Source organism: Enterobacter sp. NFIX59 (assembly GCF_900113755.1).
Lineage (GTDB): Bacteria > Pseudomonadota > Gammaproteobacteria > Enterobacterales > Enterobacteriaceae > Enterobacter > Enterobacter pseudoroggenkampii.
This window is the reverse complement of the sequence record NZ_FOQN01000007.1, coordinates 82,221-99,905: the sequence shown is the minus strand read 5'-3', so window position 1 is coordinate 99,905 and position 17,685 is coordinate 82,221. Positions and strand designations below refer to the sequence as shown.

11 protein-coding genes are annotated in these 17,685 nt (G+C 57.7%); 2 read left to right on the top strand and 9 right to left on the bottom strand.

Features of this window, described 5'->3' with window-relative positions:
- Nucleotides 1-383: 383 nt before the first annotated feature.
- Nucleotides 384-3,089, top strand: a complete 2,706-nt coding sequence (gene malT / locus BM007_RS19970; protein WP_090420592.1) for an HTH-type transcriptional regulator MalT — start codon at nt 384-386, stop codon at nt 3,087-3,089.
- Nucleotides 3,090-3,151: 62 nt separating this feature from the next.
- Here the strand turns inward: malT and BM007_RS19965 are convergent, their stop codons facing one another.
- The 3 genes from BM007_RS19965 to glpE are packed head-to-tail and all read right to left on the bottom strand — an operon-like array spanning nt 3,152 to nt 5,137.
- Nucleotides 3,152-3,910: a DeoR/GlpR family transcriptional regulator gene (locus BM007_RS19965; protein ID WP_008503060.1), complete on the bottom strand. Its 759-nt coding sequence runs from the start codon at nt 3,908-3,910 to the stop codon at nt 3,152-3,154.
- Nucleotides 3,911-3,926: 16 nt separating this feature from the next.
- Nucleotides 3,927-4,757 carry a rhomboid family intramembrane serine protease GlpG gene (glpG, locus tag BM007_RS19960; protein ID WP_090420589.1) on the bottom strand — a complete coding sequence of 277 codons (831 nt, stop codon included), beginning with the start codon at nt 4,755-4,757 and terminating at the stop codon, nt 3,927-3,929.
- A gap of 47 nt (nt 4,758-4,804) precedes the next feature.
- Nucleotides 4,805-5,137 carry a thiosulfate sulfurtransferase GlpE gene (glpE, locus tag BM007_RS19955; protein ID WP_006177908.1) on the bottom strand — a complete coding sequence of 111 codons (333 nt, stop codon included), beginning with the start codon at nt 5,135-5,137 and terminating at the stop codon, nt 4,805-4,807.
- Between the two features lie 188 nt (nt 5,138-5,325).
- Between glpE and glpD the strand changes: the two genes are divergently transcribed.
- Nucleotides 5,326-6,834 carry a glycerol-3-phosphate dehydrogenase gene (gene glpD, locus BM007_RS19945; RefSeq protein WP_090420586.1) on the top strand — a complete coding sequence of 503 codons (1,509 nt, stop codon included), beginning with the start codon at nt 5,326-5,328 and terminating at the stop codon, nt 6,832-6,834.
- A 95-nt stretch (nt 6,835-6,929) separates the two neighbouring features.
- Here glpD and glgP read toward each other — a convergent pair whose 3' ends face one another.
- From glgP to asd, 6 genes are all read right to left on the bottom strand, one after another.
- Nucleotides 6,930-9,377, bottom strand: a complete 2,448-nt coding sequence (gene glgP, locus BM007_RS19940) for a glycogen phosphorylase (RefSeq protein ID WP_032648304.1) — start codon at nt 9,375-9,377, stop codon at nt 6,930-6,932.
- 18 nt (nt 9,378-9,395) lie between these two features.
- On the bottom strand, nt 9,396-10,829 hold the full coding sequence (glgA, locus tag BM007_RS19935; protein WP_024908888.1) for a glycogen synthase GlgA: 1,434 nt from the start codon (nt 10,827-10,829) through the stop codon (nt 9,396-9,398).
- Nucleotides 10,829-12,124 (bottom strand): glucose-1-phosphate adenylyltransferase, encoded by a 1,296-nt coding sequence (gene glgC / locus BM007_RS19930; protein ID WP_032648303.1) that lies wholly within the window; start codon nt 12,122-12,124, stop codon nt 10,829-10,831. Before glgC ends, glgA begins: the two co-directional genes overlap by 1 nt.
- 17 nt (nt 12,125-12,141) lie before the next feature.
- The gene (gene glgX, locus BM007_RS19925; protein WP_090420583.1) at nt 12,142-14,115 is read right to left on the bottom strand and encodes a glycogen debranching protein GlgX; all 1,974 of its coding nucleotides are present in this window, start codon (nt 14,113-14,115) and stop codon (nt 12,142-12,144) included.
- Nucleotides 14,112-16,298, bottom strand: a complete 2,187-nt coding sequence (glgB, locus tag BM007_RS19920) for a 1,4-alpha-glucan branching enzyme (RefSeq protein ID WP_090420695.1) — start codon at nt 16,296-16,298, stop codon at nt 14,112-14,114. The genes glgX and glgB overlap by 4 nt, the downstream gene beginning before the upstream one ends.
- Nucleotides 16,299-16,547: 249 nt before the next feature.
- The gene (asd, locus tag BM007_RS19915; protein ID WP_024908885.1) at nt 16,548-17,651 is read right to left on the bottom strand and encodes an aspartate-semialdehyde dehydrogenase; all 1,104 of its coding nucleotides are present in this window, start codon (nt 17,649-17,651) and stop codon (nt 16,548-16,550) included.
- Nucleotides 17,652-17,685 lie beyond the last annotated feature (34 nt).

The window sequence follows — 17,685 nt, the reverse complement described above, 5'->3', positions numbered from 1 at the left end:
AAATGCAGTTTCGGGTGAAATCAAACCCCACCGAAATAATTACTTACGTAGAATAATATTTCTGCAATCGGGTAATCGCTAAGGAGATTATTAATCTCCCTTAACTTTACCAGCAGTATATTAAATTTGACGTCACTATCCCTTTCTGAAACCAGTTTCAGCGCAGCGGTAACCAGTACAGACAAGCCAGCAGTGACGCGGCGTCAAAGACCTTTCCAGAAAGTTCCATCTTCTTCCTGAATGTTTTGTGACAGAGTGCAAATTCACAGCCACCAAATCCAGACATAACTTGCAATAGTTAACTTATTGGCCGACCTTATATCCATTAATTACGAAGCGCAAAAAAAATAAAATCTCTCGTTCCCCACAGTGAAGTGAAACCTATGTTGATTCCGTCTAAATTAAGTCGCCCGGTTCGCCTTGACCATACAGTGGTCCGCGAACGTCTGTTGGCTAAACTTTCCGGCGCGCATAATTTCCGACTGGCGCTGGTTACGAGCCCTGCAGGTTATGGAAAAACAACGCTCATTTCGCAATGGGCCGCAGGTAAGAGCGATCTTGGCTGGTACTCCCTCGATGAGGGCGATAACCAGCAAGAGCGTTTTGCCAGCTATCTGATTGCTGCCATACAGCAAGCCACCCATGGACACTGCGTCGCCAGTGAGATGATGGTGCAAAAGCGCCAGTATGCCAGCTTGTCTTCCCTTTTCTCTCAGCTGTTTATCGAACTGGCCGAATGGCATCGCCCGCTTTACGTGGTGATTGATGATTATCATCTCATCACTAACCCGGTGATTCATGAATCGATGCGTTTCTTCCTGCGCCATCAGCCGGAAAACCTGACTTTAGTCGTGCTGTCACGCAACCTGCCGCAGCTGGGTATTGCCAACCTGCGCGTGCGCGATCAGCTTCTGGAAGTGGGCAGCCAGCAGTTGGCCTTTACCCACCAGGAAGCAAAACAGTTCTTTGACTGCCGCCTGACCTCACCGATTGAGGCCGCCGAAAGCAGCCGTCTGTGTGATGACGTTGCGGGCTGGGCCACGGCGCTGCAGCTTATCGCCCTCTCTGCCCGGCAAAACAACAGTCCGGCGCATCAGTCTGCGCGGCGTCTGGCGGGCATCAACGCCAGCCACCTTTCTGACTACCTGGTGGATGAGGTGCTGGACAGCGTCGATCCCTCGACGCGTAATTTCCTGCTGAAAAGCTCTCTGCTGCGTTCCATGAATGATGCGCTCATCGTGCGGGTGACGGGCTGTGAAAACGGTCAGCTGCAGCTCGAAGAGATTGAACGTCAGGGCCTTTTCCTGACGCGCATGGACGATCCGGGCGAGTGGTTTAGCTATCACCCGCTGTTTGGTAGCTTCCTGCGCCAGCGCTGTCAGTGGGAACTGGCGGTTGAACTGCCGGAGATCCACCGTGCCGCCGCTGAAGGCTGGATGGCACAAGGTTTCCCGAGCGAGGCCATCCACCACGCGCTGGCCGCCGGTGATGCCAGCATGCTGCGCGATATCCTCCTCAACCATGCATGGGGCCTGTTTAACCACAGCGAACTGACGCTGCTGGAAGAGTCCCTCAAAGCCCTGCCGTGGGAAAGCCTGCTGGAGAACCCGCGTCTGGTGCTGCTGCAGGCCTGGCTGATGCAGAGTCAGCATCGTTACAGCGAAGTGAACACCCTGCTGGCGCGCGCCGAGCAGGAGATGGAAAGCGAAATGGATACCACCCTGCACGGCGAGTTCAACGCGCTGCGCGCTCAGGTGGCCATTAACGACGGCGACCCGGACGAAGCTGAACGGCTGGCGATGGTCGCGCTGGATGAACTGCCGCTGGCTAACTTCTACAGCCGCATCGTGGCGACCTCGGTGCACGGCGAAGTGCTGCACTGCAAAGGCGATCTCACGCGTTCGCTTTCACTGATGCAGCAAACCGAGCAGATGGCGCGTCGTCATGATGTCTGGCACTACGCGCTGTGGAGCCTGATCCAACAGAGTGAGATTTTATTCGCGCAGGGGTTCCTGCAGGCCGCCTGGGAAAACCAGGAAAAAGCGTTTCAGCTGATTCGTGAACAGCACCTGGAACAGCTGCCGATGCACGAGTTCCTGTTGCGTATTCGCGCTCAGCTGCTGTGGGCATGGTCGCGCCTGGATGAAGCAGAAAGCTGCGCCCGTCAGGGTGTAGACGTACTCTCCAGCTTCCAGCCGCAGCAGCAGCTGCAGTGCCTGGCGCTGCTGGTGCAGTGCTCGCTGGCACGCGGCGATCTCGATAACGCCCGCAACCATCTCAACCGCCTGGAAAACCTGCTCGGCAACGGCCAGTATCATAGCGACTGGGTATCGAACGCCGATAAGGTTCGGGTGATTTACTGGCAGATGACCGGCGACAAAAAATCCGCCGCCAACTGGCTGCGCCAGACGCCAAAACCGGAATTTGCCAACAACCACTTTCTGCAGAGCCAGTGGCGCAACATCGCCCGCGCGCAGATCCTGCTCGGTGATTTAGAGCCCGCAGAGATTGTCCTGGAGGAGCTGAACGAGAACGCGCGCAGCCTGCGCCTGATGAGCGACCTGAACCGCAACCTGCTGCTGCAGAACCAGCTCTACTGGCAGGCGGGTCGTAAAAATGATGCCCAGCGCGTGCTGCTGGAGGCGCTGCAGCTGGCTAACCGCACCGGGTTTATCAGCCACTTTGTGATTGAAGGTGAAGTGATGGCGCAGCAGCTGCGTCAGCTTATTCAGCTCAACACGCTGCCGGAGCTGGATCAGCATCGCGCCCAGCGTATTCTGCGCGAGATTAACCAGCATCATCGGCACAAGTTCGCGCACTTCGATGAGAACTTCGTTGAACGTCTGCTGAACCACCCGGAAGTGCCGGAGCTAATCCGCACCAGCCCGCTCACCCAGCGCGAATGGCAGGTTCTGGGGCTGATCTATTCAGGCTACAGCAACGAACAGATTGCCGGTGAGCTGGCGGTGGCGGCGACCACCATCAAAACGCATATCCGTAACCTGTATCAGAAGCTTGGCGTGGCGCATCGTCAGGATGCGGTACAGCATGCGCAGCAGCTGTTGAAGATGATGGGGTACGGGGTTTAGGTTTTGTGCGGCCTGATGCCCTCACCCCGACCCTCTCCCACAGGGAGAGGGAGAACGGCGTTTCAACACAACTCTAACTGCAAATTATTATCTTTAATCACCTGCATCACGCCCGCCGGCGGCATCACGTCGGTGTAGACCGCATCCACCATGCTGATGCTGCCCATGTTCACCATCGCGTTACGGCCAAACTTCGAATGGTCTACCACCAGCATCACGTGGCGTGAGTTTTCAATGATCGCGCGCTTGGTGCGCACCTCGTGGTAATCAAACTCCAGCAGCGAGCCGTCGCTGTCGATGCCGCTGATCCCCAGAATGCCGAAGTCGAGGCGGAACTGAGAGATAAAATCGAGGGTCGCTTCGCCGATAATCCCACCGTCGCGGCTGCGCAGTTCGCCGCCCGCGAGGATGATGCGGAAATCGTCTTTCTGCATCAGGGTGTTGGCCACGTTCAGGTTGTTGGTGACCACGCGCAGGTTCTCGTGATCCAGCAGCGCATGGGCGACCGCTTCCGGCGTGGTGCCGATATCAATAAACAGCGTTGCCCCGTTCGGGATCTGGCTGGCGACCTTGCGGGCAATACGCTCTTTCTCTGCCGTCTGAGTGGCTTTGCGGTCGTGCCAGGAGGTGTTAACCGAGCTGGACGGCAGCGCCGCGCCGCCGTGGTGGCGAAGAATACGGTTCTGATCGGCCAGGTCGTTCAGGTCACGACGGATGGTTTGTGGGCTGACGGCAAACTGCTCCACCAGCTCTTCGGTGCTGACGTATCCCTGTTTTTTTACCAGTTCGATAATGGCGTCATGACGTTGTGTTTGTTTCATCAATTATCCCTGAGAATTATGTTCGTTTTCGCGCATGGAGCGTGTCGGCAAAGGCCATCGCCAGCCCCACGGCCAGCCCGGCGACGTGTGCACCGTTGGCGATAGACATACCAAACAGATCAAACCATCCGGCAATTAGCCATATTAACGCAAAGGTTATTAATCCGCGTTGCAGATAGATGCCGCTTTCCGGGTCGCGCTCCCCGCGAAGCCAGACGTAGCCCATCAGGGCATACACGACACCCGACAGCCCGCCGAACCACGGCCCGCTGAACTTGTGCTGCACGTAACCGCTTAACAGGGCGCTGATGATGGTGATAACGATCAGCTTGCCGCTGCCCAGACGCTTTTCAACGGCACCGCCGAGATACCACCACCAGAGCAGGTTAAAGAGGATATGCATCACCGAGAAGTGCATCAGCGCGTGGCTAAAGTAGCGCCAGACGTCAAACTCAAGAGACGGGTCATAGGGCCACGCCAGAGCAATCATCACGCTCTGGTCGCCGACCACGTTCATGATAATGAAGACGATGATGCAGGCTGCCATCAGCAGCAGCGTAAACGGGCCCGCGCGCTCGCGAATGGTGGCGAGGAAGGGAAAGCGGCTGTAGTGCAATCCGCTGCCGGTCTGGCCGGACTGCCAGCTTGCCGCCAGATAGCGCGGGTCGCCAGGGTTCTCAAGAAAACGCGCCAGTTCCTCGTTTACCCGCCCGGCCAGGCTCTCATCGGCCAGCCAGACGTCGGTCTGCGTATGTTGCTGAATAGTCAGAATAACGCCCTGCGTCGCCATATAGTCGACAAACGCCTGGGCGACGCGCGGGTTGGTAAAAGAGGTGATCATCAACATGGGCAGCGGTCGCTTATTTCCACACAAAAGGGGACAGTATAGCGGGATCAGCGCTCAAAAGCGTATTCCACTTCTGCCGGGAAATGACGATGCCAGGCATCGAAGCCACCGTCGACGCTGTACACCGCGTCGTAACCCTGCTGCAGCAGATACTGCGCCGCGCCTTTGCTGCTGTTGCCGTGGTAGCACATGACCATGACCGGCGTCTCGAAGTCGTTATCGCGCATAAACGCGCCCAGCGTGTCGTTCGTGAGATGGAACGCGCCGGGCGTGTGGCCCATCGCAAAACTCTGCGGATCGCGGATGTCCACCAGCACCGCTTTTCCCTGGTGCATCTTCTGGTGGGCTTCTTCTACGTTAATACATTCAAACTGATCCATGGTGTTCTCTTTACAGTGGTCAACGACACAATTTTACCCCGTAGTGTACGTCCTGGCGGCGGGTAAACGCCATTATGTTATCCATATCACTCTAAATTGTTTTTTTGATGTTACCAAAAGCGCGTTCCTTTGCTATTATGAGCGATATCGAACATTTCTGAGCTTTAACGAAAGTGCATGAGGGTGTTATGGAAACCAAAGATCTGATTGTGATAGGCGGTGGCATCAACGGTGCCGGTATTGCGGTCGATGCCGCAGGACGCGGTTTATCCGTACTGATGCTGGAAGCTAACGATCTCGCCTGCGCGACGTCGTCCGCCAGCTCCAAACTGATTCACGGTGGCCTGCGCTACCTGGAACACTACGAATTCCGCCTGGTCAGTGAAGCGCTGGCCGAACGTGAAGTGCTGCTGAAAATGGCCCCGCATCTGGCGATTCCGATGCGCTTCCGCCTGCCCCATCGCCCGCATCTGCGCCCGGCATGGATGATCCGAATTGGTCTGTTTATGTACGATCATCTGGGTAAACGCACCAGCCTCCCGGGTTCGAAAGGTTTGCGTTTTGGCTCAGAATCGGTCCTTAAGCCTGAAATCGTGCGCGGATTCGAATATTCCGACTGCTGGGTGGACGATGCGCGCCTGGTGCTGGCGAACGCGCAGATGGTTGAGAAGAAAGGCGGCGAGGTGAAAACCCGCACTCGCGCGACCGCTGCCCGTCGTGAAAACGGCCTGTGGATTGTGGAAGCGGAAGACATCGATACCGGCGAGAAATTCAGCTGGAAAGCGCGCGGCCTGGTGAACGCTACCGGCCCGTGGGTGAAGCAGTTCTTCGACGACGGCATGCATCTGCCTTCCCCGTACGGCATCCGCCTGATCAAGGGCAGCCACATTGTGGTGCCGCGCGTGCATACCCAGAAGCAGGCCTACATTCTGCAGAACGAAGACAAGCGCATCGTGTTTGTGATCCCGTGGATGGACGAATTCTCGATCATCGGCACCACCGACGTGGAGTACAAAGGCGATCCGAAGAACGTCGAGATCGACGAGAGCGAAGTGAACTACCTGCTCAAAGTGTATAACGCGCACTTTAAGAAACAGCTGTCACGCGACGACGTGGTCTGGACCTACTCCGGCGTACGTCCGCTGTGCGATGACGAGTCTGACTCTCCGCAGGCCATCACCCGTGACTATACGCTCGATATTCACGACGTAGACGGTCAGGCGCCGCTGCTGTCCGTGTTTGGCGGCAAGCTGACCACCTACCGCAAGCTGGCCGAGCACGCGCTGGAAAAACTGGCGCCGTACTACAAAGGCATTGGCCCGGCATGGACCAAAGGCGCGGTGCTGCCCGGCGGTGATATCGGCGGTAACCGCGATGATTACGCCGCGAAACTGCGCCGTCGCTTCCCGTTCATCACCGAAGGGATGGCGCGCCACTATGCCCGCACCTACGGCAGCAATACCGAGCTGTTCCTGGGCGATGCGAAGGACATTACGGATCTGGGCGAGCATTTCGGCCACGAGCTGTATGAAGCCGAGCTGCGCTACCTGGTTGAGCACGAGTGGGTGCGTCGTCTGGACGATGCTATCTGGCGCCGTACCAAAGAAGGGATGTGGCTCAACGCCGAGCAGCAGTCTCGCGTGGCGCAGTGGTTGCTGCAAAATGCGGGAAAGCGTGAGCTGTCGCTGGCGTCTTAATGCGATCGGTGCGGGCTGATACCCTCACCCTGCCCCTCTCCCACAGGGAGAGGGAACAAACACTAAAAACGGCAACCGAGGTTGCCGTTTTGCTTTTATAACCTCACCGGATCAATATGCCAGATCGTCTCGGCATACTCCTTAATGGTCCTGTCAGACGAGAAATACCCCATATTGGCGATGTTATACATCGCGGCGCTGGTCCACTTCTCCGGCTGGCGATACAGTTCGTCCACCTTGTCCTGACAGTCCACGTAGCTGCGATAATCCGCCAGCACCTGATAGTGATCGCCAAAGTTAATCAGCGAATCCACCAGATCGCGGTAGCGGCTCGGTTCATCCGGGCTAAACACGCCGGTCGCGATCTGCGTCAGCACCTGACGCAACTCTTCATCCCCTTCGTAATATTGACGTGGCGAGTAGCCTTTTCTGCGTAGCGCCTCCACCTCTTCTGTCGTATTACCGAAGATAAAGATATTGTCTTCGCCCACATGCTCCAGCATCTCGACGTTCGCCCCGTCAAGCGTACCGATGGTCAGCGCGCCGTTAAGGGCAAACTTCATGTTACTGGTGCCGGATGCTTCCGTCCCCGCCGTGGAAATCTGTTCAGAGAGATCCGCCGCCGGGATGATCAGCTGCGCCAGGCTGACGCTGTAGTTCGGAATGAACACCACCTTCAGCTTGTCGCCAATGTCCGGATCCTGGTTAACCACCTTCGCCACGTCGTTGATGAGATGAATAATGTGCTTCGCCATGTAGTAGGCCGACGCCGCCTTACCGGCAAAGATCTTCACGCGCGGCACCCATTCGGCCGTCGGATCGGCCTTAATGCGGTTGTAATGGGTGATCACGTGCAGCACGTTCATCAGCTGACGCTTGTATTCATGGATGCGTTTGATCTGCACGTCGAACAGCGCTTTCGGGTTTGCCACCACGTTGAGGTGCATCGCCAGCCAGACCGCCAGACGCTTTTTGTTCAGCAGCTTGGCTTCGCGCACGGCTTTGTTCACCGTCGGGAAATCAATATGCTGTTCCAGCTCGCTCAGCTGGCTCAAATCGGTACGCCAGGTACGGCCAATATTCTCGTCCAGTACCTCAGAGAGCGGCTGGTTGGCCAGCGCCAGCCAGCGGCGCGGGGTGACGCCGTTGGTCACGTTGCAGAACCGCGTCGGGAAGATCTTCGCAAAGTCCGCAAACAGCGACTGCACCATCAGGTTCGAGTGGAGCTCGGACACCCCGTTGACCTTGTGGCTGATGACAACCGCCAGCCAGGCCATGCGCACGCGACGACCGTTCGACTCATCAATGATGGACGCGCGGCTCAGCAGGCCAGTATCGTTCGGATACTGCTCCTGCAGCGTCTTGAGGAAGTAGTCGTTAATCTCAAAGATAATCTGCAGATGGCGCGGCAGGATTTTGCCGAGCATGTCCACCGGCCACGTTTCCAGCGCTTCGCTCATCAGCGTGTGGTTGGTGTACGAGAACACCTGGCAGGTCACCTCAAAGGCGTCGTCCCAGCTGAATTTATGCTCGTCGATCAGCAGGCGCATCAGCTCCGGAATAGAAAGCACCGGGTGGGTGTCATTAAGGTGGATCGCGGTTTTCTCCGCCAGGTTGGCGTAGGTTTTGTGCAGCTGATGGTGACGGCTAAGGATGTCCTGAATGGTCGCCGAAACAAGGAAGTACTCCTGACGCAGGCGCAGCTCGCGGCCTGAGTAGGTCGAGTCATCCGGGTACAGCACGCGGGATACGTTCTCGGAGTGGTTTTTATCCTCCACCGCCGCGAAGTAGTCACCCTGGTTAAATTTACCGAGGTTAATTTCGCTACTGGCCTGGGCGCTCCACAGCCTCAGCGTGTTGGTGGCGTCGGTGTCGTAGCCGGGGATAATCTGGTCGTAGGCCACGGCCAGGATCTCTTCCGTTTCCACCCAGCGGGATTTTTTCCCTTCCTGCTGAATACGCCCGCCAAAGCGCACCTTGTAGCGCGTGTTGTGGCGCTTGAACTCCCACGGGTTACCGTACTCCAGCCAGTAGTCCGGGGACTCTTTCTGACGCCCGTCGACGATGTTCTGCTTGAACATGCCGTAATCGTAGCGAATACCGTAGCCGCGGCCCGGCAGCGCCAGCGTCGCCAGCGAGTCGAGGAAGCAGGCGGCGAGACGTCCCAGACCGCCGTTACCGAGGCCCGGGTCGTTCTCTTCGTCGATCAGTTCTTCTAAATCTAACCCCATCTCTTCCAGTGCGGTTTTGACGTCGTCATAAATACCGAGCGACAACAGCGCATTGGACAGCGTGCGGCCAATCAAAAATTCCATCGACAGGTAGTAAACCTGACGCGTCTCCTGAGAGAGCTGGGCGCGGTTTGAGCGCAGCCAGCGTTCCACTAAACGGTCACGCACCGCAAACAGGGTAGCGTTCAGCCACTCGTGCTTGTTGGCAATAACCGGATCTTTCCCGATGGTGAACATCAGCTTGTAGGCGATAGAGTGCTTTAACGCCTCAACGCTGAGCGTGGGTGAAGAGTAGCTAAATGGAGCGTTCATATCAGTAACTTCGCCTCGTTACATCAAGCGTTGATAGAGATCGCGGTATGACTGCGCCGCGACGTGCCAGCTAAAGTCCATGGACATCGCCTGACGTTGTACGTAACGCCACAGCGATGGACGGGACCACAAGACGAAAGCACGCCGAATCGCCCGAAGCAGCGACCAGGCATTACTGTCCTCAAAGACAAACCCGCTGGCGATACCGTCCGCCAGGTTTTCCAGAGAGCTATCGGATACGGTATCCGCCAGTCCGCCCGTGCGGCGTACCAACGGCAGGGTGCCATATTTCAGGCCGTACAGCTGCGTCAGGCCGCAGGGTTCGAAACGGCTTGGCACCAGAATGACGTCCGCGCCGCCCATAATGCGGTGCGAGAATGCCTCGTGGTAGCCAATCTGCACGCCCACCTGACCCGGATGTTCCGCCGCGGCGGCAAGGAAACCTTCCTGCAGCACCGGGTCGCCCGCGCCGAGCAGCGCCAGCTGTCCGCCCTGCTCCAGTAAACCGGGCAGCGCCTCCAGCACCAGATCCAGCCCTTTCTGGCTGGTCAGGCGGCTGACCACCGCGAACAGCGGCACTTTGTCGTTAACCTTCAGGCCCATCGCAATCTGCAGCTGGCGTTTGTTTTCCGCTTTGTCCTCCACGGAATCACGGCCATAACGCGCCGCCAGCAGGAGATCGGTTTCCGGGCTCCAGATCTGTTCGTCCACGCCGTTCAGAATGCCCGACAGGCGTCCTTCGCGATGGCGCTGTTGCAGCAACCCTTCCATACCGTAGCCAAACGCCGGCTGGGTGATCTCACGCGCGTAGGTTGGGCTCACCGCCGTGATGTGATCGGCGTAGTACAGCCCGGCTTTCAGGAACGAGATCTGCCCGTTAAATTCCAGCCCGTGCATGTTATAGAACGATAATGGCAGATCGATTTCACTCATGTGATGGGCATAGTACATCCCCTGATACGCCAGGTTATGCACGGTAAAGACCGATTTCGCCGGGTGGCCGCGCGCGGCGAGATACGCCGGGGCAAGCCCGGCGTGCCAGTCGTGCGCGTGCACCACATCCGGGCGCCAGAACGGATCCAGCCCCGTCGCCATTTCTGCACCGACCCAGCCGAGCAGCGCAAAGCGCAGCACGTTGTCGGTATAAGCGAACAGGTTCGTATCGTGATACGGGCTGCCCGGTCGATCGTATAAGTGCGGCGCGTCGATCAGGTAAATCCCTACGCCATTGTAATGTCCAAACAGCAGAGTGATGCGTCCGGCGAAGGTCTCACGGCGGGTCACCACTTTTGCATCGGGTATACCACGCCGGATATCCGGAAAGGCGGGCAGCAGGACTCGGGTATCCACGCCTCCGGCGATTTGCGCTGCCGGTAATGCACCCAAAACATCTGCCAGACCGCCCGTTTTCAACAACGGGAACATCTCAGAACATACGTGTAAAACCTGCATCATCGCTCCTGTTTGATCTGCAGCTTCCGCAACATTTCCCGTGTGACTAACACGATCCCCTCTTCCGAACGATAGAAACGACGCGCGTCTTCTTCCGCATTCTCCCCAATCACCATCCCTTCAGGGATGACGCAGGCGCGGTCGATCACGCAGCGACGCAGACGACACGAGCGCCCTACCCAGACATCCGGCAATAAGACTGCCGAATCGATATTACAGAATGAATTTATCCGCACGCGGGGGAACAGCACCGACTGCACCACCACCGAGCCTGAAATAATGCACCCGCCGGACACCAGCGAGTTCAGCGTCATACCGTGGCTGCCGGAGCGGTCCTGCACGAACTTGGCCGGCGGCAGCGACTCCATATGGGTACGAATCGGCCAGTTCTGGTCGTACATATCCAGCTCAGGCGTGACCGACGCCAGGTCGAGGTTCGCTTTCCAGTACGCCTCCAGGGTTCCCACGTCGCGCCAGTAAGGCTCCGCATTCGGGTCGGACTGCACGCAGGACAGCGGGAAAGGATGTGCATACGCCATGCCAGCTTTCGTGATTTTCGGAATGATGTCTTTACCGAAGTCGTGGCTGGAGTTTTCGTCTTTGTCGTCTTCTTCCAGCAGCTCATAAAGATATTCTGCATCAAAGATGTAGATCCCCATGCTGGCAAGCGATTTGGTGTCATCGCCCGGCATGGTTGGCGGGTTCGCCGGTTTTTCAACGAAGTCGATAATTTTGTCGTCGGCATCCACGTGCATGACGCCAAACGCCGTCGCTTCAGCAACGGGCACAGGCAGACACGCCACGGTGCAGCGCGCCCCTTTTTCGACGTGGTCGATGAGCATGTGGGAGTAATCTTGCTTGTAGATATGGTCCCCGGCGAGGATCACGATGTATTCCGCGTTATAGCGACGAATAATGTCGAGGTTTTGGGTCACCGCATCCGCCGTCCCGCGATACCAGTTCTCGCCGTGAACGCGCTGCTGCGCAGGGAGGAGATCGACAAACTCATTCATCTCTTCGCTGAAGAATGACCAGCCGCGCTGGATATGCTGAACCAGCGTGTGCGACTGATACTGCGTTATGACGCCAATACGGCGAATGCCCGAGTTCAGGCAGTTGGAGAGCGCAAAGTCGATGATGCGGAACTTACCACCAAAGTGAACAGCCGGTTTGGCGCGCTTGATGGTCAAATCTTTCAGACGGGTACCACGCCCACCCGCAAGTATCAGGGCAACCGTTTTTAATGGTAGCTGGCGTGCCAACATTAAGGGATCGTTCTTCTCTAATCTAACCATGACTAACTCCTTTTTTATCATCTTTGGAATACGCACACTCCGTGCGCAGGCCCGTGCCAGACAGCCATTACTACCGGATTATCCACTCCGGCAAAGGGGGGAACAGCTCGCCATTCCCCTTCAGGTAAAACAATCTCTGCGACGTCATCCGTCGCGTTCAGCGTGACCAGCCATTTATCCGACAGCAGGATTTGCAGGCGTGGTACGCCGTGTTGCCACTCTTGCGCGCTTAACGGTTGCGCGTCTTGATTCAGCCAGCGAACGTTGCCGTCACCCTCTTCCCACCAGCGGTCGGCGGTCAGCGCGGGGATCTGCTGGCGAAGATGGATCAGCGCAGCGGTAAAATGAATCAGCCCGCTGTTGGCTTCACCCCAGTCGAGCCAGGTTAACGTGTTGTCCTGGCAATACGCATTGTTGTTACCGTGCTGGCTGTGGCCGTGTTCATCGCCTGCCAGCAGCATCGGCGTGCCCTGCGACAATAAAAGCGTTGTCAGCAGCGCATGTACGCTGGCGCGTCGCCGCTCTATCACATCCAGACTTCCGCCTAACCCTTCTATACCATGATTGAAGCTATGGTTATTGTTAGTGCCATCGCGATTCTCTTCGCCGTTTGCCTCATTGTGTTTCTGATTGAAACAAACGCAGTCCCTGAGCGTAAAACCGTCGTGCGCCGTCAACAGATTGACGGTGGCCGACGGGCGTTTGCCGTCGCGCTTAAAGAGATCGCTTGAAGCAGCAAAGCGTCCGGCGAACTCCCCGAGCGACAGATTCCGCTCCAGCCAGAAGCGGCGTACGGCGTCGCGGTAGTGGTCGTTCCACTCGGCAAACAGCGGCGGGAAATTCCCGACCTGATAACCGCCTTCTCCGATGTCCCACGGCTCGGCAATGAGCTTCACCTGCGAGAGCACCGGACAATTTTTTATCGCCTCAAACAGCGGCGCCTGCTGGCTGAACGCCGGCGTGCGCCCCATCACCGGGGCCAGGTCGAAACGAAAACCGTCGACGTGGAACGTTTCCACCCAGTATTTCAGGCATTCATAAGCAAAATGCGTGACCGCCGGATGGCTGAGATTGAGCGTGTTGCCGCAGCCGGTCCAGTTCTCATAATCGCCATCCTGCCTGATCCAATAATAGCTACGGTTATCAATTCCGCGCATGGAGAGCGTCGGACCGTCGAGATCGCTTTCGGCACTGTGGTTCAGCACGACGTCCAGAATGACCTCAATGCCCGCCGTATGAAGCGCCTTCACCGCATCGCGAAACTCGTCCCGCGCCTTTTCCGGATGAGCGGCATAGCGTGGCTCAAGCGCGAACATCGCCAGCGGGTTGTAGCCCCAGTAGTTGCTGAGCCCCAGCCGCTGCAGGCGCGGCTCGCTGGCAAAATGGGCGACGGGCAGCAGTTCCAGAGCGGTGATGCCGAGGTGCTTCAGGTAGGCGATCATGGTGGGATGCCCGAGCGCCTTGTAGGTGCCCCGCATCTCTTTGGGGATCGACGGGTGCAGGTAGGTCAGCCCTTTGACGTGGGCTTCATAAATGACGGTATGGCCCCACGGCGTCTGCGGCGGGGCATCGTCTTCCCAGTCATAAAGATCGTTCACCACCACGCTTTTTGGCGCGACGGGCGCGCTGTCGCGGTGGTCGGGATCGCCGTAGCCCACGTGGAAGAGCGGGTCGTCTTTAAATTCGCCGTCCACGCGGTGCGCGCACGGGTCAATCAACAGCTTCGCCGGGTTAAACCAGTGACCCTGCGCCGGATCCCACGGACCGTGTACGCGAAAGCCATAGTGCAAGCCTGGCCGCCCTCCGGCCAGGTAGCCGTGCCAGGTATCCCCCGTGCGCGCGGGTAAATCGTAACGGTGCTCGTTACCTTCCCCGTCAAACACGCACAGTTCTACCCGCTCAGCGTGAGCGGAAAAGAGGGTGAAATTGACCCCCTTCCCGTCAAAACTCGCCCCGAGCGGTTCGGGTTTACCTGCCGTAAGCTGCGTCATTCGCCCTCCCGCATTAGCCAGATGGTGCCAAGCGGCGGCAGCGTCAGGCTCAGGGAGTTGGGTCGCCCGTGGCTTTCAATGGCGTCGCTCTGTACCAGCCCACCGTTACCGGCGTTGCTGCCGTGGTAGTGCATCGAGTCGGTATTCAGAATTTCACGCCATTTGCCCGGCTGGTTAATGCCGAAGCGGTAGTGTTCGCGCGGCACCGGGGTGAAGTTGCTGGCGACGATGATCTCGTTACCCGCCTTGTCACGACGCACAAAGACAAACACCGAGCGCTCATGGTCGTCCACCACCAGCCATTCAAAGCCGTACGGATCGAAGTCGAGCTCGTGCAGCGCTTTGTGGTGGCGATAGGTCAGGTTCAGATCGCGCACCAGACGCTGCACCCCGTGGTGCCAGTTGTCGCCGCCTTCCAGCAGATGCCAGTCGAGGCTGGCGTCGTGGTTCCACTCGCGCCCCTGGGCGAACTCATTGCCCATAAACAGCAGTTTCTTGCCCGGGAAGGCAAACATCCAGCCGTAATAGGCGCGCAGGTTGGCAAACTTCTGCCACGCGTCGCCCGGCATGCGGTCGAGAATCGATTTTTTGCCGTGTACCACCTCATCGTGCGACAGCGGCAGCATGAAGTTTTCGGTGTAGTTGTAGAGCATCCCGAACGTCAGCTTATCGTGATGATACTTACGGTGAACCGGATCCAGCTTCATGTAGTCGAGCGTGTCGTGCATCCAGCCCAGGTTCCACTTATACCAGAACCCCAGGCCGCCTAATGACGGCGGACGGGAGACGCCCGCAAAGTCGGTCGACTCTTCCGCCATAGTTACGGCACCGTCCACCTGCTCGCCGATAATGCGGTTGGTATTACGCAGGAATTCAATGGCTTCCAGGTTTTCGCGGCCGCCAAACTCGTTCGGGATCCACTCCCCCTCTTTGCGGCTGTAGTCGCGGTAGATCATCGACGCCACCGCATCGACGCGCAGGGCATCAATACCAAACCGCTCGATCCAGTACAGGGCATTCCCGACCAGGTAGTTTGCGACCTCACGGCGACCGTAGTTATAGATCAGCGTGTTCCAGTCCTGGTGATAGCCTTCGCGCGGATCGCTGTGCTCGTACAGCTTCGTGCCGTCAAACTCTGCCAGCGCGAAATCATCCGCAGGGAAATGACCCGGCACCCAGTCGAGGATGACGTTCAGCCCGGCGGCGTGCGCGGCATCAATGAAATAGCGGAAGTCGTCGCGCGTGCCGAAGCGGCGCGTTGGCGCATACAGCCCGGTGGGCTGATAGCCCCAGCTGCCGTCGAACGGGTGCTCGTTGACCGGCAGCAGCTCAAGGTGGGTAAAGCCCATCCATTTTGCATACGGCACCAGCTGGTCGGCAAGCTCCCGGTAGCTCAGCCAGAAGTTGTTATCGGTGTGGCGACGCCAGGAGCCAAGATGGACTTCATAGACGGAGATCGGCGCATCAAAGCGGTTAGCCTGCTTGCGCTCCTCCGTCTGAACGACCTTCTCCGGCAGGCCGCAAATCAGCGACGCGGTATCCGGACGCATCTGCGCTTCGAAGGCATACGGGTCGGCTTTAATGCGCAGCTTGCCGTGGGCGTCAATCATCTCGAATTTATAAAGCTGCCCGTGGTGCGCCCCGGGGATAAACAGCTCCCAGATGCCGGTTTCCCGGCGCAGACGCATCGGGTGGCGGCGGCCGTCCCAGTAGTTGAACTGTCCGACAACGGAGACGCGCTGGGCATTGGGCGCCCACACGGAGAACCGCGTGCCGGTAATGCCGTCCATGGTATCGGCATGGGCACCCAGCGTTTCATAAGGACGAAGATGCGTTCCTTCGGAAAGCAACCAGGCGTCCATCTCTTTAAGCAGAGGGCCGAAGCTGTAGGGATCGTCAATCAGGTTTTGCTGACCGTGCCAGAGAACGGCGAGCTGATAGCGAAACGGGTTTTTACGACGGGGCATTACGCCCGAGAAGAAGCCACGGGAATCGAGGCATTCAAGATTACCCACCTTGCGGCCGGTTTTGGGTTCAATCACCCAGACTTCTGTGGCATCCGGTAACAGTGCCCGAACTTCAAGGCCATCCTCAGTACGATGCATCCCAAGCACAGAAAAGGGGTCAGCAAAATGACCCGCAATAAGCGCATTAATCACGTCTCTATCCACACGATCGGACATGGTATTCATCCTGTTTTTTATGTCGTCCTTTTTAAGCGCTCCGGGACGACTTTTAATGTGACCTGAACGGGACAGCACAAAAATGTGCATCCAATCTGCTCCGTTCGAACCTCAGGTAAGAAATGACTCTTCCTTAAAGCATAGCCAACGCTCTAGATGACTCCTGATAAAAAATAAGACATACGCGTGTTACTCCATGTAGTACGCAAAAAAAAGGGGTGAAAATCACCCCCGGTATTTAACAAATTATTACGCCAGCTGGCGCAGCATGCGGCGCAGCGGCTCGGCAGCGCCCCACAGGAGCTGGTCGCCAACGGTGAACGCGGAGAGATACTCCGGCCCCATGTTCAGCTTGCGCAGACGGCCAACCGGCGTGGTCAGCGTGCCGGTAACGGCAGCCGGGGTCAGCTCGCGCATGGTGATATCGCGATCGTTTGGCACCACTTTCGCCCACGGGTTGTGCGCGGCCAGCAGCTCTTCCACGGTCGGAATAGACACATCTTTTTTCAGTTTAATGGTGAAGGCCTGGCTGTGGCAGCGCAGCGCACCGATACGCACGCAGAGGCCGTCAACCGGAATGGTGTTCGCGGTATTGAGGATTTTGTTGGTCTCAGCCTGGCCTTTCCACTCTTCGCGGGTCTGGCCGTTATCCAGCTGTTTGTCGATCCACGGGATCAGGCCCCCTGCCAGCGGTACGCCAAAGTTATCCACCGGCAGTTCGCCGCTGCGGGTCAGTTGGGTCACTTTACGCTCGATATCCAGAATAGCGGATGCCGGGTTTGCCAGCTCGGTCGCAACGCTCTGGTGCAGCTGGCCCATCTGGGTCAGCAGCTCGCGCATGTGACGCGCGCCGCCGCCGGACGCCGCCTGGTAGGTCGCCACGGAGACCCACTCCACCAGATCCTGCGCGAACAGGCCGCCGAGGGACATCAGCATCAGGCTGACGGTGCAGTTGCCGCCGACAAAGGTTTTCACGCCGTTGTTCAGGCCATCGGTGATCACGCCCTGGTTAACCGGGTCGAGAATGATGATGGCATCGTCTTTCATGCGCAGCGACGAGGCCGCGTCAATCCAGTAGCCCTGCCAGCCGCTTTCACGCAGCTTTGGATAGATTTCGTTGGTATAATCGCCGCCCTGGCAGGTCACAATAATGTCGAGCGCCTTCAGCGCTTCCAGATCGTAAGCATCCTGCAACGTGCCTGTGGTACCACCAAAGGACGGAGCAGCCTGGCCGAGCTGGGAAGTGGAGAAGAAGACCGGGCGGATAGCGTCGAAATCGCGCTCTTCAACCATGCGTTGCATGAGTACAGAGCCGACCATACCGCGCCAGCCGATAAAACCAACGTTTTTCATAGCATTTTTTTCCTGCTGAGGGTGTGTGCTGTTT